General features: G+C 70.5%; 21 protein-coding genes and 1 pseudogene. 9 read left to right on the forward strand and 13 right to left on the reverse strand.

Annotated elements, in window-relative coordinates; all coding sequences use genetic code 11:
• From ACIBB8_RS18740 to ACIBB8_RS18750, 3 genes are all read right to left on the reverse strand, one after another.
• Window positions 1-364: transposase (locus ACIBB8_RS18740; RefSeq protein WP_398953401.1), on the reverse strand; the 364-nt coding region annotated here is incomplete at its 3' end.
• 396 nt (window positions 365-760) lie between these two features.
• Entirely contained in the window at window positions 761-1192 is a 432-nt protein-coding gene (locus ACIBB8_RS18745; protein ID WP_398953403.1) for a hypothetical protein, read from the reverse strand.
• Window positions 1189-3303 carry a hypothetical protein gene (locus ACIBB8_RS18750; RefSeq protein WP_398953405.1) on the reverse strand — a complete coding sequence of 705 codons (2115 nt, stop codon included), beginning with the start codon at window positions 3301-3303 and terminating at the stop codon, window positions 1189-1191. The genes ACIBB8_RS18745 and ACIBB8_RS18750 overlap by 4 nt, the downstream gene beginning before the upstream one ends.
• A 637-nt stretch (window positions 3304-3940) precedes the next feature.
• On the opposite strand from ACIBB8_RS18750, the pseudogene ACIBB8_RS18755 reads away from it, so the two are divergent.
• From ACIBB8_RS18755 to ACIBB8_RS18770, 4 genes and pseudogenes are all read left to right on the forward strand, one after another.
• Window positions 3941-5479, forward strand: a pseudogene (locus tag ACIBB8_RS18755) (DNA polymerase III subunit alpha); the annotation flags it as partial.
• Window positions 5476-6477 carry a DNA polymerase thumb domain-containing protein gene (locus tag ACIBB8_RS18760; protein WP_398953407.1) on the forward strand — a complete coding sequence of 334 codons (1002 nt, stop codon included), beginning with the start codon at window positions 5476-5478 and terminating at the stop codon, window positions 6475-6477. The pseudogene ACIBB8_RS18755 and the gene ACIBB8_RS18760, both read left to right, overlap by 4 nt.
• A 561-nt stretch (window positions 6478-7038) precedes the next feature.
• Window positions 7039-7503 (forward strand): GNAT family N-acetyltransferase, encoded by a 465-nt coding sequence (locus tag ACIBB8_RS18765; RefSeq protein WP_398953410.1) that lies wholly within the window; start codon window positions 7039-7041, stop codon window positions 7501-7503.
• A 51-nt stretch (window positions 7504-7554) separates the two neighbouring features.
• Complete coding sequence (locus tag ACIBB8_RS18770) at window positions 7555-9033, forward strand: trifunctional class I SAM-dependent methyltransferase/NUDIX hydrolase/VOC family protein (protein ID WP_398953412.1); 1479 nt, start codon at window positions 7555-7557, stop codon at window positions 9031-9033.
• On the opposite strand, the gene ACIBB8_RS18775 is transcribed toward ACIBB8_RS18770, so the two are convergent.
• Together ACIBB8_RS18775 and ACIBB8_RS18780 are read right to left on the reverse strand one after the other, a co-directional pair.
• Window positions 9030-9539, reverse strand: coding sequence for a DUF402 domain-containing protein (locus ACIBB8_RS18775; RefSeq protein WP_398953414.1), 510 nt, complete (start codon window positions 9537-9539; stop codon window positions 9030-9032). The two genes, ACIBB8_RS18770 and ACIBB8_RS18775, sit on opposite strands and share 4 nt — an antisense overlap.
• Window positions 9520-10440 (reverse strand): GNAT family N-acetyltransferase, encoded by a 921-nt coding sequence (locus tag ACIBB8_RS18780; RefSeq protein WP_398953416.1) that lies wholly within the window; start codon window positions 10438-10440, stop codon window positions 9520-9522. Before ACIBB8_RS18780 ends, ACIBB8_RS18775 begins: the two co-directional genes overlap by 20 nt.
• Window positions 10441-10509: 69 nt before the next feature.
• On the opposite strand from ACIBB8_RS18780, the gene ACIBB8_RS18785 reads away from it, so the two are divergent.
• Window positions 10510-10884: a GntR family transcriptional regulator gene (locus tag ACIBB8_RS18785; protein WP_398953418.1), complete on the forward strand. Its 375-nt coding sequence runs from the start codon at window positions 10510-10512 to the stop codon at window positions 10882-10884.
• Window positions 10885-10980: 96 nt separating this feature from the next.
• On the opposite strand, the gene ACIBB8_RS18790 is transcribed toward ACIBB8_RS18785, so the two are convergent.
• A complete protein-coding gene (locus ACIBB8_RS18790; protein ID WP_398953662.1) occupies window positions 10981-12102 on the reverse strand; it encodes a DUF5925 domain-containing protein in 1122 nt (373 codons plus the stop codon).
• A 370-nt stretch (window positions 12103-12472) separates the two neighbouring features.
• Between ACIBB8_RS18790 and ACIBB8_RS18795 the strand changes: the two genes are divergently transcribed.
• A complete protein-coding gene (locus ACIBB8_RS18795; RefSeq protein WP_398953664.1) occupies window positions 12473-13255 on the forward strand; it encodes an SGNH/GDSL hydrolase family protein in 783 nt (260 codons plus the stop codon).
• Window positions 13256-13287: 32 nt separating this feature from the next.
• Here the strand turns inward: ACIBB8_RS18795 and ACIBB8_RS18800 are convergent, their stop codons facing one another.
• The gene (locus ACIBB8_RS18800; protein ID WP_398953420.1) at window positions 13288-14916 is read right to left on the reverse strand and encodes a serine/threonine-protein kinase; all 1629 of its coding nucleotides are present in this window, start codon (window positions 14914-14916) and stop codon (window positions 13288-13290) included.
• A gap of 278 nt (window positions 14917-15194) precedes the next feature.
• Between ACIBB8_RS18800 and ACIBB8_RS18805 the strand changes: the two genes are divergently transcribed.
• Window positions 15195-15458 (forward strand): hypothetical protein, encoded by a 264-nt coding sequence (locus ACIBB8_RS18805; protein WP_078840391.1) that lies wholly within the window; start codon window positions 15195-15197, stop codon window positions 15456-15458.
• A gap of 80 nt (window positions 15459-15538) precedes the next feature.
• On the opposite strand, the gene ACIBB8_RS18810 is transcribed toward ACIBB8_RS18805, so the two are convergent.
• From ACIBB8_RS18810 to ACIBB8_RS18820, 3 genes are all read right to left on the reverse strand, one after another.
• Entirely contained in the window at window positions 15539-16735 is a 1197-nt protein-coding gene (locus tag ACIBB8_RS18810; RefSeq protein WP_398953422.1) for a CaiB/BaiF CoA transferase family protein, read from the reverse strand.
• A gap of 205 nt (window positions 16736-16940) precedes the next feature.
• Window positions 16941-17768: an ABC transporter permease gene (locus tag ACIBB8_RS18815; RefSeq protein WP_398953424.1), complete on the reverse strand. Its 828-nt coding sequence runs from the start codon at window positions 17766-17768 to the stop codon at window positions 16941-16943.
• Window positions 17765-18742 (reverse strand): ATP-binding cassette domain-containing protein, encoded by a 978-nt coding sequence (locus tag ACIBB8_RS18820; RefSeq protein WP_398953426.1) that lies wholly within the window; start codon window positions 18740-18742, stop codon window positions 17765-17767. Before ACIBB8_RS18820 ends, ACIBB8_RS18815 begins: the two co-directional genes overlap by 4 nt.
• A gap of 63 nt (window positions 18743-18805) precedes the next feature.
• Here ACIBB8_RS18820 and ACIBB8_RS18825 point away from each other — a divergent pair, with 63 nt between their 5' ends.
• Window positions 18806-19513, forward strand: coding sequence for a TetR/AcrR family transcriptional regulator C-terminal domain-containing protein (locus tag ACIBB8_RS18825; protein WP_398953428.1), 708 nt, complete (start codon window positions 18806-18808; stop codon window positions 19511-19513).
• An 87-nt stretch (window positions 19514-19600) separates the two neighbouring features.
• Here ACIBB8_RS18825 and ACIBB8_RS18830 read toward each other — a convergent pair whose 3' ends face one another.
• From ACIBB8_RS18830 to hmgA, 3 genes are all read right to left on the reverse strand, one after another.
• Window positions 19601-20818: a type ISP restriction/modification enzyme gene (locus ACIBB8_RS18830; protein WP_398953430.1), complete on the reverse strand. Its 1218-nt coding sequence runs from the start codon at window positions 20816-20818 to the stop codon at window positions 19601-19603.
• A 177-nt stretch (window positions 20819-20995) separates the two neighbouring features.
• Window positions 20996-21781 carry a GntR family transcriptional regulator gene (locus ACIBB8_RS18835; protein ID WP_398953432.1) on the reverse strand — a complete coding sequence of 262 codons (786 nt, stop codon included), beginning with the start codon at window positions 21779-21781 and terminating at the stop codon, window positions 20996-20998.
• A gap of 64 nt (window positions 21782-21845) precedes the next feature.
• On the reverse strand, window positions 21846-23183 hold the full coding sequence (gene hmgA, locus ACIBB8_RS18840) for a homogentisate 1,2-dioxygenase (protein ID WP_398953434.1): 1338 nt from the start codon (window positions 23181-23183) through the stop codon (window positions 21846-21848).
• A gap of 177 nt (window positions 23184-23360) precedes the next feature.
• Here hmgA and ACIBB8_RS18845 point away from each other — a divergent pair, with 177 nt between their 5' ends.
• Window positions 23361-25577: a right-handed parallel beta-helix repeat-containing protein gene (locus ACIBB8_RS18845; RefSeq protein ID WP_398953436.1), complete on the forward strand. Its 2217-nt coding sequence runs from the start codon at window positions 23361-23363 to the stop codon at window positions 25575-25577.
• The last annotated feature ends 2 nt before the right edge of the window (window positions 25578-25579 follow it).

A 25579-nucleotide genomic window follows, 5' to 3' on the forward strand; every position in this document is an offset into this window, starting at 1 on the left:
CCCGTTCCATGCCGTTGTCGGACAGGCGGGAACGGAACCGGCTCAGCACACTGGCATCGAAGCCGGTGTCCGTGAGCTCCGCCCCGAGCGCGTACTTCCAGTCGATCGCCCGCACCGCCATCGCCGCGGCCTGCCGATCGGTCAGATCCTCAGCGAACTGCAACACCGTGACCAGGCACAACACCCCCGGAGACAGGCCCGGAGCCCCACGCACCCCGAACGCCGAGGCGAACGGCTCATCCGCGAAGACCTCCGAGAGCCGGTCACGCACCCGTATCGCCAGGCTCCCCCGCGGGAACGCCGCCCGCGCCACCACCACGGTCTGCTCCGGGACTTCCGGCAGCCCCTCCGACCGCAACGACATCCACGACACCCCCACGACCGCACGACAGGACAACGACCGTACAGACGATCATCCCGCGCCCACCATCACCCCCGCACGAAATTGCGCAGCAGAGTCCACGCCGAGTTCGCCGTCGACGACCTGCTCAATCGTTGACGAGTGATGGACAGATCGTCGCCCTCGGCAGGCAGCGGTGACCTGCCTTCCTCCGGGACGCCGATGGCCCTCTCGGCCGCGTCGCCGAAAGACGGACGGTCGCCTCTCGGCCGTTGCTTCGCGCCTCGCCCCCTACGCCCGGAGATCTAGAAGTGGAGATGCCTTGTGCAACTGCGCGGGCCTGAACGCCTATGCTCGCTGTTCGACGAATCGACTGCGCGGCGGGCTGGAAGCTCACCCGCCGCGCGTCTGCTGTGCTAACTAGGCCACCAGCCGTAGCCACTCATCCGCTCGAGGCCAGACCCGTGGGTTCATGGCGCCACGGAGGTTGAGCCGGTCTGCGGACCTTCCCTCGATGGCGTTGAGCGCGTCGCCCGGGGTGTGATCTTCGAGGTGGAGTACTCGCACGTGGGAGAAGACGGCCCGCTTGTGAGGATTCCGATGATGCTCACCCAGGCGGGCGCTGAGGTCGTCGTCGCGACTGGCCTGTCCGAGCCACCGGATGTGATTGTCGGCATCGGTGACCAGGTAGATACCTGTCACGACCCCCAGGTCGGTGAAGACCTCGTAGTCGTGGAAGGGGACCGGTGTCGCATAGGCAGCCACCAGAAAGCGGCCAGCTGCCAGGGGGAGCGTCCCCAGGGCCCGGCGCGTGAGCACGGGGCCCACCGGAAGAACCGTCCGCTGGGTCACCGACCGGCCTCCGCGTCGAAGAACACCGCGCACTCTGAGACGAAGTCCGCGGGGTCGCCCCCGCCGTGCTGGAGGACCTGCAGAACTGTTCCTACCCCCCGCAGGTCCTTCCGGGCGGCGGCCAGGGCGTCGCCCAGGACCTTGGTGACGGTGTCGGTGAGGTTGTCCGGCAGTGCGACAGCGTTGGCGTCGGTCGCGGCGTCGTCGAGTTCCTTGGCCGTGCTGAAGACGTCCGCGAAGGCCTTCACGAGTCCGTGCGTGACCGCCGCCTCGAAGGTGTCACGCGCTACGAGGAGCTTCTGCTGGGGCGTGGGCTCCGGCTGGCCCGGGTCGTCCGAGGGGCCCGGACGCGGCGCGCGTCGGCGAGCGGGCTTCTTCGGGAAGGCCTCGTCGAACCAGGCGCGTGACGCGCGAGTGCCGTCCAGCGGCCGGCCCTCGACATCGACCTGCCGGGGCTCGCTTCGGGTGTTTGCCGCGTGGGCGAGTTCCCGCATGAGACCGATGGTGCGCGTCGGCTGGACCTTCAGGGCGTCCCGCACACTGTTCATCGTCCGGCGGATGCGCCGAGTTTCGGCCTCGTCGTCGACCTCGTGGGTCTGCGCTCCGACGGAGCCACGGTCGGCCTCGACGATCTTGTGTTCGGCGAGCCAGTGCATGCCGCGCGTGATGATAAAGGTCTCCAGAGCCTTCTCGTCTCCGCGGCCGGCACTGGCGAGGAGGTCAGCCCAGGTCGCGTCGGGTGCGAAGGTCGTGCCGTCCTTGATGCTGCTGGGGCGGAGCAGCCCGTCGAGTACACGGGGGTTCCACCGGTGGCTGTAACCGTCGCTGACCACTGCCGAGATCATGCGCATGCGATTGTCCACATGCCGGCGGCCAGTCTGGCTGGGGGCAGGTTCTCCCAGGACCCTCCGGATGAGCCTGCGCCGCTCCGGCGAGCTCGGGAAGACGATGTCGTAGAGCGTGCGGTCCCGGCGGTCCCGGGCAGCGATGCGGTCCTCGCCGGCCTCCGGCACCGGATCCGGGGCCTCACCCGCGAGCCACGCTCTTTCCGGCTCCTCCAGTTCGCCGTAGTTCACGGCCTCTCGGAGGATTGCCCGGAGGTCAGAGGCCGCCTTCTCGGACAGCTTGTAGTCCAGGGGCGGGCGCCGGTGATCGACCCGGTTGGGGTCGAACACCGAATTGTGGAAGCCTTCGAGGTTCGTGGCCCCCACGATGATCTGGATCGGGACGGTGGCTACGTTCTGGGCGCGCATGGCGATGGTGTGACCGGGGTGGTCCGGGTCGTCGAACGCGTCCTTCAGGATGGTCGCGAAGATCGGGATCCAGTAGGTGGGATCCGCGGACCGGGGGTCGTCCGCCCGCGAGATGCCCATGTGCGCGTAGGGGCGCAGTCCGAAGACGATGTCCCGGACCGAGAGCCCGAACAGCGCCAGGCGGGCCCTGGACCGGTTGGCGCCCTTGATGGCCGTCAGGTCGGGGACGGCTCGAATGCGGCTGCCGGTGTCCGTCTGTTCGCTGATCTGCCGCACGAACGGGGCGTGCAGCGTGACTTCCTTCTGCCCGTAGATCTCGATGTCCTCGACGAGGCGATAGCCCCGGTCACCGTCGGCCGTGTTGAGGGACGTGTCCATCAGGTCCAGCAGACGCGCCTGCCGGTTGAGATCCACAGGATCGGTGGTGGTGAGGAACGCGGCCGGCCTTCCGGCCGTACGGCCGGTCGTCAGGGCGGGCAGAACGTAGTCCGGCCGTGCGTCCGGACGGAGAGGAGAGTGGAAGTCGCCGCGGATGCGTTCGTTGTACTCGCCCGGGCTGCCGGCGAACCCGTGGGCTCGGACACTGAGGATCGTGAGCCCGCTGTCCTCCTGCAGCGTCTGCGGCTTCAGACGGTAAACGCCGTCCTGACGTTGCAAGTACTGCTTGGGCTGAGGTACGTACGCGGTGATGGCGTCGATCAGGGACCGGGGCAGGCCCGTGGCGGCCTCAAGCGCGTCAGCGAAGCGGTCGGTCCACTCCTTCTTGTCGGCGCCCGGGTAGGGATTGTCCCTCCCGGTGGACGAAGGGGTGATGTCCTCCTCGTCGAAGTCAGCCGAGGGCGGGGCGGTGCTGGTCACGAAGACCTCCGAAATGGCGATGTCAACACTCTGGTTGACACGGTCCGGCTGCCCAGCCGGTTGGTCCGGGCAGAACAGGCCCGGACTCCGCAAGATCTCGGAGACCTTCAGTTCCCGCTCGTCGCTCCGCGTCTGCGGCATGCACGTCGGTTCCCGTCCGTGTTTTCGCCCTTCGCCGCCCCGCCCCTCGGCCGCGCTGCGGCTTTGGAGACGGTATGCGGGCTCTCCCGGCCTGAGGCCATTGGGAGTCGGGGCTGAACCCGGCATTGAGCCTGAATGTATCCATTCATGGTAGCGGTCCGAAGCGGCCTGCCGGAAGGTCTGCGGACGAGCCCTACCGGAACAGGGGCGTCACCGCCTTTACCACCAGTGCGAGCGGCGTGTCCTGGGTGGCCAGCACCGCACCGTAGACGATCGTGGTGTGCTCGATGCCCTTCATCGCGGCGCACATGACGCGGCTGGTACGCGAGGCCGATCGTCGCGAGAAGTGACGCGTCGCCGTGCCGCGGATTGAGGCCGATCAGCAGCACAGGGCGATGCAACCGACGCATCGTGATACGCCGATACTGATCCCCTGCCTGTGGTCCTCAGAAAACCCGACACTACAAAACCCGACACCTCACTTGACCAATGAACCGGCCAGCAGGATCTTCTCTCGCGCCTGCAGCCCCGTGACCCGCAGGACGTCATCGCCGACATCAGTCTCTTCCGCCCCGGACCGGTTGCCGGGGGGATGCCCGAGCGGTACATCGCCGCACGTCATGGCGGTACACCGGCCTACGCCCACCCGGACCTCGAACCCGTGCTCGCCGACACCTACGGCGTGACCATCTGGCACGAGCAGATCATTGAGACGCTGTCGGTGCTGACCGGCTGCGATCGCGCTCTGGCCGAGGTCGCCCGGAGGGCTCTCGGTGACAAGGCACGACTGCCCGGAATCAAGGACTGGTTCCACCGCCGGGCGGCCGCCCGCGGTTACAGCCCCGCGGTCCGGGACCAGGTGTGGAAGACCGTCGAGGCCTTCGGTGCCTACGGCTTCTGCCGGGCGCACGCGGTCGCCTTCGCCGTACCGGCTCTGCAGAGCGCCTGGCTCAAGGCGCACTACCCGGCTTTCCTGCTGGCCGGCCTCCTCGAACACGACCCCGGTATGTGGCCCAAGCGCGTCATCGTCGCCGACGCCCGCCGGCGCGGCGTCCCGGTCCTGCCCGTCGACGTCAACCACTCCAGGACGAAGCACACCGTGGAGCGGGCCGACGGGGGACAGTGGGGCGTGCGGCTCGCGCTGTCCGCGGTGCGCGGTATCAGCGAGAAGGAATGCGCGCGGATCGAGGAGGCCCAGCCGTACGGATCGCTGTCGGACTTCTGGCAGCGGGCCCGGCCCAGCCGACCGGTCGCCGAACGCCTCGCGGAGATCGGCGCCCTGGACACCCTGCACGACGGGCGCCTCACGCGGCGGGATCTGCTGCTGCAGATCGTCGAACTCCACCGGCAGTCCCGCGCCCGGTCCGCGAGCAAGGGCCAGTTGCCCATCGACGTGGAGGCGGTCGGCGCAGCGGAGCTGAGCGGTCTGCCGGAGATGACCGGACGCGAAGCCCTCAGCGCGGAGCTGAACACGCTCGGCATCGACGTCTCCAGGCATCTGATGGAGCACCATCACCGGCTGCTGCGGGAGATCGGTGCCATCGACGCGGCGCATCTGGCCGGAGCCCGTCCAGGCGGGCAGGTTCTCGTCGCCGGGGTACGGGCCTCGACGCAGACCCCGCCGATCGCCAGCGGCAAGCGCGTCATCTTCGTCACCCTGGAGGACGGCTCCGGCCTGGTCGACCTGGCCTTCTTCGAGGACTCCCACCCCGCCTGCGCGTACACCGTCTTCCACAGCGGGCTGCTGCTGGTCCGCGGCACGGTCCAGGTGCGCGGCACCCGCCGCACCGTCGTCGGCACCATGGCCTGGGACCTGGACCGGATCGCCGTGGCCCGTCGCGATCACGGCCCCGAAGCGGCGCTCTCCCTGCTCGGAGTCAGCCATCCGCAACCGACCCCCGCGCAGCCGCGGCGCACCCTGATCAACGGCACGACAGGCGCCCGGCTGCATCCCTATGCCGACCTGCAGCCCGCCGGCAGCGGCTCAGCCGATCTGAGGAAGCTCGGCTACACCAGCCCAGGGAGCGCAGGATGACCACACGCCGACGGCACATTGCCCACCTGCACCTGCACGCCCTGCCGTACGAAGGGCGGTACGCGGACGCGATCGACCTGCTGACCGGCATCACCCCCCATGTGCAGGCGGTGTCGCCCGACGCCGTCCAGCTCGACCTGACGTCCGCCCTCAGGTACTTCGACCTCACCCCGTACGACGTGGTTCAGCTGGCGAAACTCAGACTGCTCGCCCTGTACGGCATCGAGAGCAGTGCGGGGCTCGCCGGCAACCGCATGCTGGCCACCATGGCGGCCGACGCGTCCGCGCCGGGACACACCACCTGGGTTCCCGCCGAACAGGCCGCCGCCTGGCTGCGCCCCCGACCGGTCACCGCGCTGCCCGGAATAGGCCCTGCCACCGCGGCCACGCTCGGCCGATACGGCCTGCACACCATCGGCCAGGTCGCCGACATACCCCCGGCGACCCTGCAACGCATTCTCGGCGTCGGCCAGGCCCGGCTACTGGCCGAGCGGGCCCGCGGCCATGATCCCCGCCCGGTCGTCCCGCTGGAACCGGCGGCACATCTGATGGTCGATCTCGTACTCGACCAGGACTGTCTCGACCCGGTGCGGCATCACCGTGCCGTCCTGGGACTCGCCGACCGGATCGGCCAACGCCTGCGCGGTGAAAGCCAGGTCACCGGCCGCCTCACGCTCACGGTGCGGTACGCCGACCGCAGCTCCACCACGCGTACGTGCACGCTGGCGGAACCCACCGACCACTCGCCCGCCCTCGTCACGGCTGCTCTGGGCCTGCTGACCGGTCTCGGGCTGCAGCGGGCAAGAGTTCGTGCCTTCGTGATCCGCGCCGACGACCTGCGGCCGGCCGACGGGGCTCACCGCCAACTCTCCCTGGACCCCGGCGATGACCGCGCCCGTGCCGCCGAAGCCGCCGCGGACCGGGCCAGGCGGCGCTTCGGGTCCGAGGCCGTACGTCCTGCCGCTCTGGCCGGCGAGCGACCCGGACCTCGGCGATGAGCCGCTCCCCGGGCCCCGAACGCCGTGGAACGCGCAGCAGCGTGATCAACTGGCCGTACACGGTCATGGCGGATGGGCGAATCGCTGACTGACGTACCGTCGCATAGTCAACCGGGGCTACTGCGTCTACTCGCTCGACTACGGCTGGCTTCCCGGCGTGCCGTTCCCACAGGCCTTGAGTTCGCCGTCACACAGCTTCCGCAGTGGGGTTTGCCCTCCCCTGAGCCCGAAGTGCTCGAATGCCACGGACGACACCCGGTCCGCCGCCTTGTCGACCGCATGCAGGGTCGCCTCAAGGGCCGGTGCCTGCACGGCATCCGGCATGAGACGGACCTGCACAACAAGTCTCACGAGCGCGACTCCAGCATCGTGTCTATGTCACCTCGATGGTAACCAAACCCCGGTATCCGAAGGGGGCGTAGCGTCGTACGGCCGAGGGTCACACCGCCCCGTCCCCCCGCGGCGCTCGCGACACGGTCCAGGGCAGCGCTGCGGACCTCTCCGTACGCGTACGAGAGCCCCACCCGTATGGCATGGGCGGGGCCCTCGTACGGTGCTTCCATGACCGCCGACACGTCCGACGAAATCCGCCTCGCCGCCCCGGCCGACGTCCCCGCCGTACGGGCCGTCACCGATGCGGCCTACCGGCACTACATCGCGCGCATCGGCGTCGTCCCGGCACCCATGCGTGCGGACCATGCGGCAGATGTGACGGCGGGCCGGGTGTACGTGACGGGAGCCCCGGACGTCATCGGCGTCCTGGTCCTGGTCCCGTACGAGGACCACCTCTTCCTGGAGTCCGTCGCCGTGCACCCGGACGCGGCCGGCCGGGGAGTCGGGCGGCGGCTGCTCGCCTTCGTGGACGCGCATGCCCGCAGCCTTGGCCTTCCCGAGATCCGTCTCTACACCAACGCGCTGATGTGGGAGAACCAGAAGATGTACCCGCGCTACGGGTACGAACTGGTGGAGCGGCGCGTGGACGGCGTCTACGACAGGTTCCACTACCGCAAGCAGCTGACCCGCTGACCGGACGGCCGACTGATCGACTGTGTCAGTGGTGGCTGAGACGATCGACGCATGACGACGATCGACTGGGACTCCGCCGCCGACTCCTTCGACGAGGAGCCCGACCACGGACTGCTGGACCCGGTGGTCCGGCACGCATGGGCGCAGCGTCTGGAGAGCTGGCTGCCCGGGGGCCGCTCCGAGGTGCTCGACCTGGGGTGCGGCACCGGAAGTCTGGCGCTGGTCGTCGCCGGGCAGGGCCACCGGGTCACCGCGGTCGACCGGTCGCCGCGCATGGTCGAGCAGGCGCGGGCCAAGCTCGCCGGGACGGGCACCGAGGTGCTCGTCGGGGACGCGGCCCGACCACCGGTCGGGAAGCAGCAGTTCGATGTGATCATGGCCCGCCATGTGGTGTGGCTGCTGCCCGATCCCGAGGCCGCTCTGCGCCACTGGTTCGGTCTCCTGCGGCCCGGCGGGCGGCTGCTGCTGATCGAGGGGGTGTGGGGCGGGGTGGGCCTCTCCGCCGAGCGATTGACGGCGCTGCTCGCCCCGTTCACCGAGCGCATCCACCACGAGCGGCTCTCCGGTGATCCGAACCTGTGGGGCAAACAGGTCGACGACGACCGGTACGCGCTGGTGGTGCGCGCCGAGCCGCCGCACCGGCACACCGAGATCGTCGATGTGCATCTGATCCTGCGCCGCGGCCCCGACGTCCTGCTCGCCCGCCGCGCCGGCACGGGATACGCGGACGGGCTGTTCAACGGCCCGTCCGGACATGTGGAGGACGGCGAGGACGTCCGCGAGGCGATGATCCGCGAGGCCGCCGAGGAGATCGGTCTCGCACTGGACCCGGACGAGCTGCGGGTCGCCCTGGTCATGCAGCACCGCGGGCCCGGCGGCAGTCCCCGGACCGGCTGGTTCTTCGAGGCGGAGTACGACCCTGCCCGTCCGCCGTACAACCGCGAACCGGAGAAGTGCTCGGAGCTCGCCTGGTTCCCGCTGGACGCCCTGCCCGACGACATGGTCGCGTACTGCCGTGCGGGGCTGGACGGCTACCGGGCGGGGGAGCGCTTCCTGATCCACTGGCACGAGGACGGCGACACTGTGGCGTACCAGCCGCACGGCACCCGCCGCGCGGTCCCGCTGCAGTCCGGCGGCTCCGGCACCGGCGGGGTGCACCACATCGAGCTGTGGGTGCCCGACCTGGCGGTGGCCGAGGCGGGGTGGGGCTGGCTCCTCGGTGAGCTGGGCCATGTCCCGTACCAGCGATGGGAGCACGGCCGCAGCTGGCGGCGCGGTGACACCTATCTGGTGATCGAGCAGTCACCCGCCCTGGCCCCGGGACCGCACGACCGGCTCCTCCCCGGCCTCAACCACCTGGCGTTCCACGTCCGGGACCGGGCCACGCTGGACGCGCTGGTGGCGCAGGCTCCGGAGCACGGCTGGCGGCTGCTGTTCGCGGACCGCCATCCGCACGCGGGCGGCGACGGGCACTGCGCCGCCTACTTGGAGGACGCGGCGGGGTACGAGGTGGAGCTCGTGGTGGGTTAGCGCCCGGCGCCGGACGGGCGCGACGGTGCCAGCAGACCCGTGAGCCCGCCCGCGAGGGCGAGGCCCTCCAGCTCGTCCAGCGCCCGGCGGGCGGCATCCGCCGCGTCGGGATCGTGTGCGGCCAGCCCACTCTCCTCGAACTCGTCCTCGTCCAGCCGCAGTACGGAGGAGCCGTCCGCGGACACCCACAGATCGAGATCCAGGTCCTCGACCAGCAACTCCCCGTCGCCCAGCACCGCGGGCCGGGTGATGTCGCAGTACCAGCCTTTCAGCGTCCCCTCGCCGGTGCGGACCTCCTTCACGGCGAACCACCGGTCGCGCCAGTAGTGCTCGGTGAAGACATCGCCCGGCTCGAACCGTACGAAGCCGAAGTCGCGCACGCCCGGCGCGGCCCACGGTGCGGTCACCGTCACCCGGGTGCCGTCGTCGCCCACGAGCTCCGCCGGGTAACGGATCTTCGTCCGCCCCGCCTTGACCAGGACGACCTCAACCGATGTTGTGGACATGCCGCACCTCCGTGGCGCAGATCCGGTAGCCGAACCATGCGTTGATGGCCAGCATCGGCCCGTTGTCCGCGTCATTGCCGGTGTACGCGTCCGTGTAGCCGGCCGCGCGTGCGCGGTGCAGCGAGTCGTTCTTGACGAGCTTCGCCAGACCCCGGTTGCGATATGCCCTGCGGGTGCCGGTCATCCCCGACGAGTAGCGGGTCAGGCCGTCGGTGTTCGCCGCGCTGAAGGCCGCCACCTCGCCGTCCACCACAGCGACCGAGGTGAGCTCCCGGTCCAGACCGGGGTTGTTCCAGGTGTTCCGCAGCCAGTCCTCGTAGTCCGAGAGTTCGGCCGGGGTGTCGCTCGGTTCGTCCGCCGTGGTCTCCGCGTCCGCCTCGAACAGAGGCCGCGGGTCGTCCGCGAAGTCCGCGGCGGACCGCAGTTCCACACCGGACGGAGGACTCTGACGGGGCGGCAGCGTGCCGTGTGAGAGGTCGAGATGGAGGAAGTGCGCGGGACGGCTCGGCGTGTACCCGCGCTTCTCGGCGAAGACCCGGCTCGCCGGCTCGTCGAGCACCCAGGTGTAGACGGCGACAGCCCCTGCCCCGGCCAGATACTCCTCGGCGGTGCGCACCAGGAGCGAGCCTGCCCCGCGACCCACCCGGTGGGGGTGCGTGTACGGATTGCAGAAGCCCTGGCCGGGCTCCGGGCTGTCATGGGCGAAGCCGACCTGAGCGGTGCCGATGATCTCCCCGTCCTCCTCGGCGACCAGCAGCCTGTACCGCTTGTCGGGATGGGCGTTGGCCTGTTCGAAGGCAACCTGCTCAGGAGTCGTCACCATGTACGGAAGTGCGGCGCGCCGCACCCGTACCCACGCCTCGGCGTCGGTGGGCACGAAGTCGCGAACGATCACAGTCATGCGGTGGACGTTACGGGGAGGACCGGCCCGGCCGCCTCCGAATTTCCGGCGGTGGGGGAGAATCGGGCCGTGACTTTGAAGATCGCTCTCGATCCCGACTCCGGCACCGCCCCCTACGAGCAACTGCGCACGCAGATCTCCGAACTGGCGCGGTCCGGGGCGCTGCCCGTCGGCTACAGACTCCCGACCGTACGCGGCTTCGCCGAAGAGCTCGGCCTCGCCGCGAACACGGTGGCCAAGGCGTACCGGGCCCTGGAGGCGGACGGGGTGATCGAGACCCGCGGACGGAACGGTACGTTCGTCGCCGCCGCGGGGGGCGCGGCGGAACGGAAGGCCGCGGAGGCGGCGCGGGAGTACGCGGACCAGGTGAGGCGGCTCGGGTTGTCGCGCGCGGCGGCGGCGTCGCTGGCACAGGATGCGGTGCGGGCGGCGTACGAGGAGTGACCGCGGCCGTCCGGGCGGTGGCCGTTCGCGCCCTCAACGGTGCGAGAACCAAGCCCGTTCGGAGAACGAGGACACACCGGCTTGCGGGCGGAACCCTCAGAGGTACAGCCCCGCGTCCGCCCCCGCGTCCTGCTTCGGCACCGAGGCAGGACCGGTGCCGCGGCGCAGCGCGTACAGCTCGGCCAGCGTCGCGCCCTCCCGGCGGATCCCCTCCTCCGTGCCCAGCCAGGCCACCGCCTCCTGGCGTGTCAGTGAGCCCACCTCGATGCGGGCCAGGCAGCGGCCGGGCCTGACGACCGCCGGGTGGAGCCGCTCCAGGTCCTCATTGGTCGTCACGCCCACCAGCACATTGCGCCCCTGGCCCAGCAGCCCGTCGGTGAGGTTCAGCAGCCGGGACAGCGCCTGGCCCGCGGTGTGCTTGGCCTCGCCGCGGATCAGTTCGTCGCAGTCCTCCAGGAGCAGCAGCCGCCACCTGCCCTTCGCCGTGCCGTCGTCCTCACCGATCGCGATGTCCATCAGATAGCCGACGTCGTTGAAGAGCCGTTCCGGGTCGAGCACGCAGTCGACCTGGCACCAGTCGCGCCAGGACCGGGCCAGCGTGCGCAGCGCGGACGTCTTGCCGGTGCCGGGCGGGCCGTGCAGCAGGAGCAGCCGGCCCGCGATGTCGTCCGGTGTCACCTTCATCAGCCGGTCCATGGCCTCGGCCACCGGCGCCGTGTAGTTGCCGCGCACCTCGTCCCAGGTACCGGCGGCGATCTGCCGGGTGGTGCGGTGCGGGCCGCGGCGCGGCGAGACGTACCAGAAGCCCATCGTCACGTTCTCGGGCTGTGGTTCCGGTTCGTCCTGGGCACCGTCCGTCGCCTGGTCGAGGATCTTCTGCGCCAGCTCGGCGGTGGTCGCGGTGACGGTGACGTCGGCGCCGCGGTTCCACCGCGAGATGAGCAGCGTCCAGCCCTCTCCCTCGGCGAGGGTTGCGCTGCGGTCTTCGTCGCGGGCGGCGCGCAGCACCTTGGCGGCAGGCGGCAGCAGCGTCGCTCCGGACTTCACCCGGTCGAGGGAGGAACTGTGGGAGTACGGCTGCTCGCCCGTCGCGAAGCGGCCGAGGAACAGCGCGTCGACGACATCGGCCGGGGAATCGCTGTCGTCGACGGTGAGCCGGATCGGCAGAGCGGACTCGGGGTTGGCAGACATGGCGCCCATGATCCGGCACCCGGGCATCCGGCGCACCCAGGTTTTGCCACCTTCCGCCTCCCGTTCGAACGGTCCGCACCGCTCACCTCCCCGAGCCGGTGAATCCGCGTCGGACCTGCCGGGTCCGCCGCACGACCGCGTACCCCTTCGTGAGGATCCGATCGGTGGTGAAGTCACCTCCCTTGTCCCGCTGTTGACTCTCCCCAGGCGCGATTTCGCCCCCTGGTGCGGCGGATGCCGGATTTCATGTGACGCGCGTTCAAGAGGCCGTCCAGAACACCTCATGGGATGGACTTGGCATGAACACTTCCGGCGCGGCGCCCGTGCTGCTACCACTGAGTAGGGCAGAGATCCTGCCGGCCGGTCCAAGGGAGATTCCGTGAAAATATCCAGACTTGTGGCGCTGTCGTCCTCGCTTCTGCTCGGTGCCGTACTCGCCCTGACCGGGGCGACCACCGCGAACGCTGCGACGCCCGTCGATTACGTCGCACTCGGCGACTCGTACTCCTCGGGGGTCGGCTCCGGCAGCTACGACAGCGCCAGCGGCGACTGCAAGCGCAGCACCAAGGCCTACCCCACGCTCTGGGCCGCCGCCAACTCGCCCGCGTCGTTCGCCTTCACGGCCTGTTCGGGCGCTGTTACCGGTGATGTGACGGCCCGACAGCTCGGCCCGCTCTCCGCCTCGACCGACCTCGTCTCGATCTCCATCGGCGGCAATGACGCGGGCTTCGCCGATGTCATGACCACCTGTGTCCTCCAGTCGGAATCGACCTGCCTCAGCCGGATCGCGACCGCCCGCAGCTATGTCGACTCCACCCTGCCCGGCAAGCTCGACTCGGTGTACACGGCGATCAGGTCCAAAGCGCCGTCCGCCCACGTCGTCGTCCTCGGTTACCCCCGCTTCTACAAGATCGGCGGCAGCTGCCTCGCCGGCCTGAGCGAGACCGAACGCTCCGCCATCAACAGCGCCTCCGACTACCTCAACGCGGCAACCGCCAAGCGTGCGGCCGACCACGGCTTCACCTTCAGCGATGTCGCATCCAGGTTCACCGGGCACGAGATCTGCTCCGGCAGTGCCTGGCTGCACAGTGTCAACTGGCTCAACATCGGCGAGTCCTACCACCCCACCGCCGCCGGACAGTCGGGCGGCTACCTGCCTGCCTTCAACTCCGCGGTCTGACAGGGCGACGGAAGGGTCACGGGCCGCCCCGGTCAGTCGCCCGCCGGGGCGGAGGCCCCTTCCGTCGAGGCGGAGGCCCCGTCCGTCGGGGTCTCCGCCCGGCAGGTCACCGAGATCGCCACTCCGTTCGAGGTGACCGCGACCGGACTTCTCACCTCCAGGGTGATCGTTCCGTGGTACGTGGCGTCCTGCTGGTACGTCAGCTTCGTGTGCGACACCTGCTTCGACCGCCCGTCGCCGGCACCGAAGGACAGCGACTGCCAGCCGGGATCCGAGCTCGTACCGTCCTTCAGCGCCCATCGGTACTCGACTTGCACCGGCGTACGCCCCACTGTGATCGTCGCCTCGACCGCCGGTGCCCCGGCGTGCGGCGGTGGGCAACTGCCCTCGTAGCTGTCGCGTACGGGGGTGAGATACACCGTCACGGTCTGGGGCGGCGGCTTGCTCGTACTGCTGTGGCCGGTGCTCCCGGCGCCGCTTCCGCGCGGTGATCCGTCGGTGCCGGGCGTTTCCCGGGTGGCGGGCGTCGAGCGCGGGGCGCTGCTGGTCGGGCCCGGGCCGGATGCGCCGGTGGTGGTGGCCGCGTTCTTGTCGTCGCCCCTGTGCGACAGCGTCCAGACGATGCCGCCGACGGCGAGCAGTAGGACCGCCAGCCCTGTGACGAGAACGGCGACCGCGCGACGCGACCGCTCCTCGGGGACGTACGCGGACGTCGGAGACGAAGCGGGGGAGGGGAAGGGGGCCGCGGGGAACGGCGTTTCCGGCGCCGTCGTGCGGGCCGTCACCGTGGCACCGTACGGATCCGCCGCACCGGCCCCCGCGGTCCGCGGCGTACCCCCGGCGGCGACGATCCGCAGCCGATGCTCGGCCTCCGCAGCCGAGAGCCGCTCGGCCGGGTCCTTGCGCAGGAGCGCCTCGATGACCGGGGCGAGCGGGCCGGCCCGCCGGGGCGGCGGCAGCTCCTCGTCCACCACCGCCCGGAGCGTGTTCAGCGGGGTGTTCTGACGGAACGGCGAATTGCCCTCGGTCGCGGCGTACAGAAGCACACCCAGCGACCATAGATCCGATTCGCGCCCCGGCGTGCGCCCCAGTGCGCGCTCCGGTGCCAGGAACTCCGGCGATCCGATCAGTTCACCCGTCATGGTGAGCGCGGACGTCCCCTCGACCATGGCGATACCGAAGTCCGTCAGCACCACCCGCCCGTCGTTGGCGAGCAGCACATTGCCGGGTTTCACATCGCGGTGCAGCACTCCGGACCCATGGGCGCTGCGCAGTGCGGCCAGCACCTCCGCGCCGATGTGCGCCGCCCGCTGCGGGGGCATGGGGCCCTCGGCGTCCAGTACGTCGGAGAGCGCGAGCCCGCGGATCAGCTCCATCACGATCCACGGGCGGGAGTCCTCGGTCGCCACGTCGTAGACGGTGACCACGTTGCGATGGGAGACCCTCGCGGCTGCCCATGCCTCCCGCTCCAGGCGCGTGTAGAGCCGCTGTACGTCGGAGGCGGGCAGCCCCGATGGGGCGCGGACCTCCTTGACGGCGACCTCGCGCCCCAGCACCTCGTCGCGCGCCCGCCACACTGTCCCCATCCCGCCCTGGCCCAGGGGGCCCAGCAGGCGGTAGCGGCCCGCGATCAGTCGGTCCTCGCCCGGCACTTCGCTCACGGTGATCCCCCATCCGCAGGAGTGGCGGCAGCACGGCGGAAACCTCTCCACGCTAGCTCAGACCGGACCGTTCCCGCCCCCCTTGCGCAGCAATCCGCCGCTGCGGGCGAACCGCTCCCGTTCTGTCCAACTCGCCCTGGAATCGAGTGAATTATGAGTACGGCCGTCAACCTCCGTATGTGTGTGCTCAATCCGGCGCCCGGGATACACGTGTGTCATCGCGGGGGGATAGGGTTAACCTGCCCGGGCCGGGTGCCCTCGTACGGGTGGGGAGTGACATGGAACAGATAGCGATGCGCAGCAGGCCGCGTGTGCCTGCCATCACATGTGGGAGCAGTGCGACCAGTTCGCGCCTCGACCGCCATCTCGCAGTGCTCGGCGGCCCCGCCGTCCCGCAGCGCGAGACCGCGGAGGCGACGTTGCTGATGCTGGAGCTCACCTCGCGCGACGCCGCGCACAGCCGCCGGAGCAGGAGCGCGCGTGTCTCGCTCTTCGCACCGCTGCGACGGCTGCGACGCTCGCTCTTCGGCAGCCGCCACTGACCCGACGGCCTGTCACCTTCGATCCGGCCCCCGACCGATCGCCCGCCCCTGACCGAACCGGCCCACCGCTCGGGCCGCGCTCAGGCGATCACACCGTCCCGGCGCAGCTCCGCTGTCTGCTCGTCCGTCATCCCCGCGGCCCGCAGCAGTGCTTCGGTGTGCTCACCGAGCGCCGGTACGGCCCCCATCCGCGGCTCCGTTCCGCCCGGCAGTGTGATCGGCGGCAGCATGGCCCGCAACGCCCCGACCGGTGATTCCACTTCCCGCCACCGGTCCCGCGCCGCCAGCTGAGGGTGTGCGGCCACATCCGCCACGGTGTTCAGCCGGGCGCAGGCGATGCCCGCCGCGTCCAGCCCGGCCAGCGCCTCCTTCGCGGTCAGCGTGGCGAGCGCCTCGGCCACCACCGCATCGGTCCTCTCCCGGTGAGCGGTCCGTGCGGTGTTCGTCGCGAAGTCGGGATCGTCCGCCAGTTCCGGCCGCCCCAGAACCTGCTCCGTGAGCCGGCGCCACTCCCGGTCGTTCTGCACGGAGAGCAGCAGCTGTTCCCCGTCCGCCGTCTCGAATGCGTCGTAGGGGGCGATGACGGGATGCGCGAGACCCGTGCGCGCCGGGGTTTCGCCTCCATGCATCCGAAAATGCAGCGGATGCCCCATCCACTCGGTCAGCGCCTCCAGCATCGAGATCTCCACAGGCCCGCCGAGCCCGGTGGTCGCGCGTCGCAGCAGCGCCGCGAGCACCCCCGAGAAGGCGTACATCGCCGCCGCGATGTCGGCGGCGGGCACCCCCGCCTTCACCGGCTGCCCGGGTGTGCCGGTGACGGAGACCAGTCCCGCCTCGCACTGCACGAGCATGTCGTAGGCCCGCTTGTGTGCATACGGCCCGTCGGCGCCGTACCCCGAGATGTCGACGGCGACCAGCCGCGGGTGCGCGGCGCAGAGCGTCGCGGCGTCCAGACCCAGCCGGGTGGCCGCGCCCTGGGCGAGGTTCTGTACGAACACATCGGCGTCGGCGACCAGTCGGCGCACCACGGCGAGGCCGCGCGGGTCCTTGAGGTCGATCGCGAGGGACTCCTTGCCGCGGTTGCACCAGACGAAATGCGAGGCCAGGCCGCGGGCAGCGGTGTCGTAACCGCGGGCGAAGTCACCGCCGTCCGGGCGCTCGATCTTGATGACCCGGGCGCCGAGGTCGGCGAGCTGCCTGGTGGCGAACGGGGCGGCGACAGCCTGTTCGACGGCGACGACGGTGATGCCGTCCAGGGGGAGGGGGTGAGCACTCATGGGAACCGTACCTATCGTGTACGTAACAACTTTGTCATCCCGAGAGCCGAGCTTCGTCAGCCTGCTCGGCACCCTGGACCGGCCGGGCGTGCTGACGCATTGATTCCGCGGTGAGCCCGGTGTGCGAGCCGCACCGGCGCGATGCCCCCTCGACGTGTACGGGGCATCCGTCGCGCCGATGCGGTGGCCCCTCGGTGAGTCGGTGTCACTCGCCGCCGCGCGCGTAACGTCGTACGGACAGCGGTGCGAACACCGCGAGGAGCACCACCGACCAGGCGAGCGTCCCGGCCACCGGGTGGGCGACCGGCCAGGCGGCGTCGGCGGCCGGGGACGCGTTGCCGAACAGGTCGCGGGTGGCCGAGGCCATGGCGCTGATCGGGTTCCACTCCGCGACCGTCCGCAGCCAGCCCGGCAGGTTGTCGGTCGGGATGTACGCACTGGACAGCAGCGGCAGGATGAAGGTGGCACTGCCCAGTTGGCCGGCCGCCTCCTCGTTGCGGATCAGCAGGCCCAGCCAGCAGCCCATCCACGACGTGGCGAACCGGAGGAGGAGCAGCAGCCCGAAGGCGCCCAGGGCGGCGAGCGGGCCGCCTTCGATCCGCCAGCCGACCGCGAGCCCGACCAGGATCAGCGGGACCATGCCGATGGCCGTGGTCAGCAGGTCGGCGGCGGTCTGGCCGAGCGGTACGGCAGACCGGCTCATCGGCAGTGTGCGGAACCGGTCCATCACTCCGCGGTGACAGTCCTGCGCGGACTGGAACATCCCGGTCATGATGCCGTTGGCCGCCGTCGACGCGAGCAGGCCCGGTACCAGGAACGCGCGGTACTCCTGGCCGGGCATGGCCAGGGCGCTGCCGAACACGTAACCGAAGAACAGCAGCATCGTGATCGGCATGGTCTGGGTCAGGATCACTACGCCCGGGGCTGCTTTGATCCGCTGCAGATGGCGGCCCAGCACGGCCAGGCTGTCAGCGATCGGGGTGCTCGTGGCGGGTCCGGTGCGCTGCTCGTGGGCCAGTACGGTGCTGCTCATGCTGCCGTCTCCTTCAGGGGCGGGGAGGTGCGGCCGTCGCCGCGGCCGGTCAGGCGGAGGAAGACCTCGTCGAGCGTCGGTGGGCGCAGGCTCGCATCGATCAGCGGTACGCCGGCGGCGTCGAGTTCGCGGACGATACGGGGGAGGGTGAGCGTGGTGTCGGTCGCGACGGCGCCCACGGTGCGGCGCTCGTGGTCGAGTACCGGTTCGGTGCCGGTGAGCTGATCGAGGACGCCTGCCGCCGGGACCAGCGCCGATTCATGGGAGACGACCACTTCGGCGTAGCTGCCGATGCGGGCCTTCAGCTCGGTGGGGGTGCCGCGATGGGCGGCTTGGCCATGGTCGATCAGCACGATGTCGTCGGCCAGCTGATCGGCCTCCTCCAGATACTGCGTGGTGAGGAGGACGGTTGTGCCCCGGCCGGCCAGTTCCCGTACCGCCGCCCAGATCTGGTTGCGGCTGTGCGGGTCGAGCCCGGTGGTCGGCTCGTCCAGGAAAAGCACCCTCGGCCGGGTCAGCAGGCTGGCGGCGAGGTCGAGGCGGCGGTGCATGCCACCTGAGTAGGTGCGGACCGGGCGGTCGGCGGCGTCGGTCAGCTCGAAGCGTTCCAGGAGCTCGTCGGCGCGGATGCGCGCGGCCTCGCCGCGGAACCGTTGGAGCTTGGCGAAGAGTCGCAGGTTCTGCCGGCCGGTGAGCTCGCCGTCGACCGAGGCGTTCTGCCCGGTGACGCCGATCGCCGTGCGCACCGCGCCCGCCTCGCGCACCACGTCGTGGCCCGCCACCCGAGCGCTTCCGCCGTCCGGGGCGGTCAGTGTGGTGAGGACCCGGACGGCGGTGGTCTTGCCCGCGCCATTCGGCCCCAGCACTCCGCAGACGGTGCCTTCGGCGACCGCGAGATCAAGTCCCCGCAGCGCATGGACGTCGCCGTAGTGCTTCTCCAGACCTTCACTAAGTACAGCGTACGTAGTTGTCATGCGGCCACCGTACCGCACTACGTACGGTGTACGTAACTACGATGGGGGGAGAGGTGGTGATCAATGGTGGGGCGACCCGCTGTACCCGAAGTGATCTGGGCGCGCCCCGAGCGTGCGGGCCGCGGCCCCAGGCCCGCGTTCAGCCGTGCCGACATCGCGGCAGCCGCCGTCCGAATCGCCGATGCGGAGGGCCTCGACGCGGTGTCCATGCGGAAGGTCGCGGCGGAGCTCGGCTGCGGCACGATGTCGCTCTACAACTACGTGCCGCGCAAGGAGGATCTGTACGAGCTGATGTTCGACGCGGTCAGCGGCGGGTACGACTTCCCGGAGCCGTCCGGCGACTGGCGTGCCGATCTCATCTCGCTGGCCCATCAGGCCCGCGAGATGATGCACCGCCACACCTGGGTGCCCCGGCTCATGTCACCCGTGTACGGCTTCAGCCCGAACGCGCTGCGGTACCTGGAGTACACGCTCAGCCTGCTGGACGGGGTCGACGCGCGGTTCGGCGAGAAGATGGAACTCATCGCCATGGTCAACGGCGTGATCACCACCTATGTGGCCAACGAGATCGCCACGGCGGAGCGCAGTCGGTCGCTGCCCTGGTCCGAGGAACAGGAGCATGCCGCGCGCACCGGCTATCTGATCAGCCAGATCGAGACCGGGAAGTATCCGCGGATGGCGGCGGGTTTCGCCGAGGACCCCGGGCCGATCGATCTGGAGGGGGTCTTCGACCGGGCGCTGCACCGGGTACTGGACTCCTTCGACCGGTAGCGGCCAGGGATTTTGTCCGGATCGGGCCGGATCGGCGCCGGGCGCGCGAGCCCGGCAGGATCCGCACTCGAACCCGGGCCCCGGCGGTCACAGCAGCGCGAACTGCCCGTCCGGGCCCTCCTCCTGATGGTCGAGCACCGATGCGGGCCGCCGGGCCGTGGCCGGGACCGGCAGCACGCCCGCCGCGCGGAGGTCGTCGGCCGTGATCCGCGGGCCGTCGGCCGGCTCCTCCTGCCGGGGCCGGAGTTCGGCGAGCAGCGCCAGCACGGTGATCAGTTCCAGCAGTTCCGAGGTCCACTCCTGGGGCCAGCCCCGGGGCCGTATCGCCTCCAGACCGTCCGCCCCGTCCGCTGCCGCCCGTCGTTCGAACCACAGCTCCAGCATCCGGACCCCGCCCACCCGGAACTCCCAGGCTCCCGCCGGTACGGGCGAGATGCGTCCCGTCCCCAGCAGGAGCGCCTCGTCGCCGGGGTCGTACTCCAGCGTGCCGGGCGCGGCCGGTACCGCGGCCCGCACGTAGGGGCGCCGCCCGCCGGGCAGCCGCGGGCGCTCCCCGCCGCGCGCGCCGCGCAGTTGCAGCCGCACCAGCTCCCGGCCCAGCTCCACCCCGGCCCACCAGCGTGCGCTGTCGGCGGGCAGCGGTACGACGGACCCGGCCGGGGAATGACGGGCCGCCGTGGCGATCCACGCCAGCACGGACTCCACGGTGACCGCGTCCCCGTGCCGGGCGCGCAGCAGCCCGAGCAGGCCAGGCGCCAGATTGGGTTCCCGTCCGCCGGGCCTTCGGTAGAGCGGCCGGATCCGGCCGGGGCGGCCCGCCGGGGAGTGGCCGTCGGGCAGCAGTGCCGTCACGGACAGGGCGGGCCCGGTGTCCTGCGGTACGTGCCCGTGCTCGACGGCGAAGAGCTGGTGCCCGTCGGCGACCCTCCACAGCTCCGGGCGGGCTGCGTCGATCAGCCGGTGGTCGGGGATCAGCCACTGCTCGTCGAACGGCCCGTGCAGGATCCGCACCGGCTCGGGGCACGGACCGGACTCCCGCGCGAACCGGGCGGTGGAGGCGGTCTGGCCGGGCAGCGCCGCGACCGGAGTCTGCGGATCACGGGAACGGGTGGGCCGGAAAAGCTGGTCGCGCTCGGCTCCCTCGGCGTTGATCAGACGTCCCCAACGGGCCTTGAGAGAGCCGGCGTCCGGGGCCGTCACCCAGGGGCGCCCGGTGCGCAGGGGCCGTACGGACCATGGCATGAGGTCGTCGAGCAGCGGGGTGTCGTCGTCCCCGCCGGCTCCGGCGCCCGCCCGTGCTGCCACCGTGTCGTCCTCCCCGTCGCCACGTCCGCCGCCCTAGGGCCTGTTCTGAGTTCCCCGCCTGCGCAGCGACGCCCGGCACGCACGCTCGCCGCACCGACCGCCGCTGCGCCCGCGCTTCGCGCGAACGACGGGGAACTCAGAACAGGCCCTGGCATCGTAACGGTGCGTCGTGTGCGGTCAGTGTGCTTCGACCGTCACCGAGAACGAGAACCTGTCCCCCCGGTACCGGATCTGTGCCACATCCACCACCCGGCCGCTCTCGTCGTACGTCACCCCTGTGTAGAAGAGGATCGGGCTGAGCAGCGGGACCTGGAGGAGCTCGGCGGTGACCGGGTCGGCGAGCCGCGCCTCGACCGTGTCCGTGATCCGCGCGATCCGGACGCCGACGCGGTCGCGCAACACCTTGGTCATCGGCCAGCGTTCGAGATCGGCGGCATCGAGCCGGGCCGCGACCTCGGGATGCACTGTGTTCTCCGCCCAGTTGGTGGGCTCGCCGGTGTCGCCGTCGCAGCGCAGCCGCCGGTAGCCGACCACGTCCGTGCAGCCCGGGAAGTACTCGGCGAGATCGCCGGGCAGGGCGAGCGGGCCATGGCCGAGGACCGTGGTGCGCTCGCCCGACTGCTGGGCGACGATCGCATCGATCGAACCGAGCAGCCGGACCGGTGAGGCCCGGCGGGCCTGCGGCTCGATGAAGGTGCCGCGCCGCCGGTGCCTGCTGATCAGCCCCTCCGTCTCCAGCTCCTTGAGCGCCTGCCGCATCGTGAGGACGCTGACGCCGTAGTGTGCGGCGAGCTGCTCCTCGGTCGGCAGCCGCAGCGAGGCGTCCTGGGCGCGGCCGAGTATGGACGCGCGCAGCGACTGTGAGACCTGGTACCACAGCGGCAGTCTGCGGTTCAGGACCAGCGAGTCGGGGGCGAAGGCCGTCACCTGGGGCGTCTGGGGCAGTTGAGGCACCTGGGTCACCTGGACTCTCCGTACTGCGACACTGCGGACGCGACGAGCGGGGGCCGGGAAGCGGCGGCTTCGCCTATGGCCGGAAGTTGCGTTCGAGACCCTGCCACACGTCGTCGTACCCGCGCTGCAGGTGGTCGGCGGTCGCCGCCTGTCCGGTCGCCGTGACCGGCCAGCGGGTCTCGAACATGAAGGCAAGACCGTCGTCGATCTTCTGCGGCTTCAGCTCCGCCGCGCTTGCCCGGTCGAAGGTCTCCCGGTCCGGGCCGTGCGCCGACATCATGTTGTGGAGCGAGCCGCCGCCCGGCACGAAGCCGCCCTTGCCGGCCGTCTTCGCGTCGTACGCCCCCTCGATCAGCCCCATGTACTCGCTCATCACATTGCGGTGGAAGTACGGCGGCCGGAACGTGTCCTCGCCGACCAGCCAGCGCGGCGCGAAGACGACGAAATCCACACCGGCGAGACCGGGGGTGTCCGACGGCGAGGTCAGCACCGTGAAGATCGACGGGTCGGGGTGGTCGTAGCTGATGGAGCCGATCACATTGAAACGGTGCAGGTCGTAGACGTACGGGGTGTAGTTGCCGTGCCAGGCGACGACGTCGAGCGGCGAGTGGTCGTACGTCGCTGACCAGAGGTTGCCGCAGAATTTGTTGATCACCTGGACCGGGCGGTCCGCGTCCTCGTAAGCGGCGACGGGAGCGAGGAAGTCCCGGGCGTTGGCAAGGCCGTTGGCGCCGATCGGGCCGAGGTCGGGGAGTGTGAACGGCTGCCCGTAGTTCTCGCAGACATAGCCGCGGGCGGAGTCGTCGAGGAGTTCCACACGGAAGCGGACGCCCCGGGGGATCAGCGCGATGTTACCGGGTTCGGCGCGCAGCAGGCCCAGTTCGGTACGGAGCAGCAGGCCGCCCCGCTCGGGGACGATCAGCAGTTCGCCGTCGGAGTCGCTGAACACGCGGTCGGTCATGGCCGTGTTGGCGTGGTAGAGGTGCACGGCCATGCCGGTGCGCTGGGTGGCGTCGCCGTTGCCGCCGAGGGTCCACAGCCCTGCCAGGAAGTCCGTGCCGGGCGCGGGATCGGGGAGCGGGTCCCAGCGCAGCCGGTTCGGATCGGGGACGGACTCATTGAAGGGGGCGGTGCGCACCGCGCCGTTGTCGATCCGGACGAACGGCGGGTGGGCGGCCGAGGGACGGATCCGGTAGAGCCATGAACGGCGGTTGTGGGCGCGCGGTTCGGTGAACGCCGAGCCGCTCAACTGCTCGGCGTAGAGGCCGAGTGGTGCTCGCTGCGGCGAGTTGCGGCCGTGCGGCAGTGCCCCCTGGGCCGCCTCGGAGCTGTGCTCATTACCGAAACCGGCGGAGTGCGCAAGCGCTTCCGCCGTCTTCCTCGCCTGCTCGATGCCGCTGGTGCCGCCCATGTCGCGCTCCCGGTGCCGAAGAAATCCTATGGGACACCGTAGGAATCAGATCGGGGCACGTCAACGGGGCAGGGTGGTGGCGCGTCGCGGATCCGGTGCGGGCCCGTGGCGGAAATTTTTTGATCCGTCGCGCAGAAGGGGGTTCCAAAAGTTGAACAATGCTCTACTCTCCGGCGCATGTCGTGGACACGAAGACTTCTGGTGGTCCTGGTGGCACTGGCCGCCGCACTCCTCGCGGCCCCGGCCGCCCAGGCGCACGAGGAACGGCCGGTCACCCTGCCCGACGGTTCCGGCAGCGTCCCGGTCTACCGCGTCGGTGAACCCGATCTGCTGGTCTGCAAGAGCGACCGCGCCGACTTCGAACGCCGGATATCCGGCTTTCCGGCGAAGCTCCGGGCACGCAACCTCGAACTCTTCGAGCGGTGCCGGAAGTCCGGGTACCGCCATCTGCAACAGGCCGTCGACGAGGTCGGCGGACCCGGCATGACTATCGCGATCCTGCCCGGCCTGTACGAGGAGGAGCCCTCGCTGCCCAGGCCGACGGGGGAGTGCGCGAGGCTCAAGGCGCCCAACTCGCAGCTCGGCTACCAGATCCTGTCGTACGCGCAGCAGAAGAAGTGTCCGCACAACCAGAACCTGGTGGCGATCCTCGGCAAGAAGCAGCTCCAGATCGAGGGGACCGGGGCGGAGCGCACCGACGTCGTCATCGACGCCAAGTACCAGAAACTCAACGCGATCCGCTCGGACGGCTCCGACGGCATCTACTTCAAGAACTTCACCGCCCAGCGCACGACGTTCAACTCGCTGTATGTGCTGGCCCAGGACGGCTTCGTGATCGACGACGTCCTCACCCGGTGGAACGACGAGTACGGCTTCCTCACCTTCGCCAGTGACCACGGGCTGTACAAGAACTGCGAGTCGTACGGCAACGGTGACTCCGGCATCTACCCCGGCAGCGCGTCGGACATCAACGACGGGTACGGCTACGACGTGCCGCGCTACTCGATCGAGATCACCGGCTGCCGCAGCCACCACAACATGGTCGGCTACTCCGGCACCGCGGGCGACTCGGTCCACGTCCACGACAACGAGTTCGACCACAACATGGGCGGCGCCTCGATGGACAGCGCCTTCCCCGGCCACCCCGGACTCCCGCAGAACCACGCACGCTTCGAACGCAACCTGATCCACGACAACAACGCCGATTACTACCCGTACGTCGCCGATGGAACCTGCGCCAAACCGCCCGTCGAACGCGGCTACGAGGACGGCGTCGTCTGCCCGCAGATCTCCATGCCGCCGGGCACCGGCATCATCACCGCGGGCGGCAACTGGAACATCTACGAGAACAACTGGATCTACGGACAGCGGCGTGCCGCTTTCTTCCTGAGCGCCGTCCCCGCCTTCATCCGCGGCGAGAACGCCCCCGCGAAGCAGGCCGACACCTCGCACCACAACCGGTACGCGGGCAATCACCTCGGCACGGACAAGGCGGGCCGCTCCCGGCCCAACCGCACCGATGTGTGGTGGGACGGCCAGGGCGACAGCAACTGCTGGCAGTCGGACACCGGACCGTCCACACCGCGCTCGCTGCCCGCGTGCGGGGCGGCGCGCGGCGCGGTCTCCGTCCGCACCGACCGGCTGGTGGGCGAACCGGTCAAACTTGCCCAACTGCTGGTCTGTGCCGACTACAACGTGCAGGCGCGGCGGCTGCCGGCCGGCTGCGACTGGTACGGCGCACGCGGCATCGAGCGCATCGAGGTGCAGATCGCCCTGGGTGTCGCTCTGGTGCTCGCGCTGGTCGGCGGGGTGCTCTGGTGGCGCCGCCTGCGGCACAGCCGGCTCGCCACAGCGGCCACCCTGCTCGGCGCGATCGGCCTCGGGCTGGATGTGGCCGGTGCGACGACGGGTCTCGCGTCCTCCTATCTGCCCGCGGTGGCGCTGCTGCTGACCGGGGCGTGGTGGATCGGCATCGGACTCGTCCTTCGCGGCGAGCGGCCCGGACTGGGCTGGACCACGATGGTGCTGGGTGTCCTGACCCTGCTCGACGCCTTCGACAAGGCCGTCCTGATGATCCCGTGGATCCCGATCGGCCCGGCCTGGGCACGGGGTCTCTTCGGTGTCATCTGGGTGGTGTGGGCGATGGCCGCCTCCGCGCGGCACGGGGAACGGGAGGTACGGAAGAAGGCGGACCCGGGGCCGGACGCGGACGCCGATGCGACGGGCACGCAGGGCGGCGACCGGGCGGGGGCCCCTGCCGGTGCGGGCGCAGGAAGGAATTCGAGCCACGGCGCGGGTCCCGGACCCGGCGCGGGTTCAGCGTCAGGATCGGTGGATTCCGGGCCGGACACGGATTCCGGGTCCCACCGGGGCTCCGGACCGGACGGGGACTGATC

Origin of the sequence: Streptomyces sp. NPDC051286, assembly GCF_044455345.1 — a bacterium.
Classification (GTDB): Bacteria; Actinomycetota; Actinomycetes; order Streptomycetales; family Streptomycetaceae; genus Streptomyces.

What these genes read in the sequence shown, in the direction of transcription:
- ACIBB8_RS18760 (WP_398953407.1), top strand. Translation starts at nt 5,476, where the DNA reads ATGACCACACGCCGACGGCACATTGCCCACCTGCACCTGCACGCCCTG.
- ACIBB8_RS18765 (WP_398953410.1), top strand. Translation starts at nt 7,039, where the DNA reads ATGACCGCCGACACGTCCGACGAAATCCGCCTCGCCGCCCCGGCCGAC.
- ACIBB8_RS18770 (WP_398953412.1), top strand. Translation starts at nt 7,555, where the DNA reads ATGACGACGATCGACTGGGACTCCGCCGCCGACTCCTTCGACGAGGAG.
- ACIBB8_RS18775 (WP_398953414.1), bottom strand. Translation starts at nt 9,539, where the DNA reads ATGTCCACAACATCGGTTGAGGTCGTCCTGGTCAAGGCGGGGCGGACG.
- ACIBB8_RS18780 (WP_398953416.1), bottom strand. Translation starts at nt 10,440, where the DNA reads ATGACTGTGATCGTTCGCGACTTCGTGCCCACCGACGCCGAGGCGTGG.
- ACIBB8_RS18790 (WP_398953662.1), bottom strand. Translation starts at nt 12,102, where the DNA reads ATGCCCGGGTGCCGGATCATGGGCGCCATGTCTGCCAACCCCGAGTCC.
- ACIBB8_RS18805 (WP_078840391.1), top strand. Translation starts at nt 15,195, where the DNA reads ATGGAACAGATAGCGATGCGCAGCAGGCCGCGTGTGCCTGCCATCACA.
- ACIBB8_RS18810 (WP_398953422.1), bottom strand. Translation starts at nt 16,735, where the DNA reads ATGAGTGCTCACCCCCTCCCCCTGGACGGCATCACCGTCGTCGCCGTC.
- ACIBB8_RS18815 (WP_398953424.1), bottom strand. Translation starts at nt 17,768, where the DNA reads ATGAGCAGCACCGTACTGGCCCACGAGCAGCGCACCGGACCCGCCACG.
- ACIBB8_RS18820 (WP_398953426.1), bottom strand. Translation starts at nt 18,742, where the DNA reads ATGACAACTACGTACGCTGTACTTAGTGAAGGTCTGGAGAAGCACTAC.
- ACIBB8_RS18825 (WP_398953428.1), top strand. Translation starts at nt 18,806, where the DNA reads ATGGTGGGGCGACCCGCTGTACCCGAAGTGATCTGGGCGCGCCCCGAG.
- hmgA (WP_398953434.1), bottom strand. Translation starts at nt 23,183, where the DNA reads ATGGGCGGCACCAGCGGCATCGAGCAGGCGAGGAAGACGGCGGAAGCG.
- ACIBB8_RS18845 (WP_398953436.1), top strand. Translation starts at nt 23,361, where the DNA reads ATGTCGTGGACACGAAGACTTCTGGTGGTCCTGGTGGCACTGGCCGCC.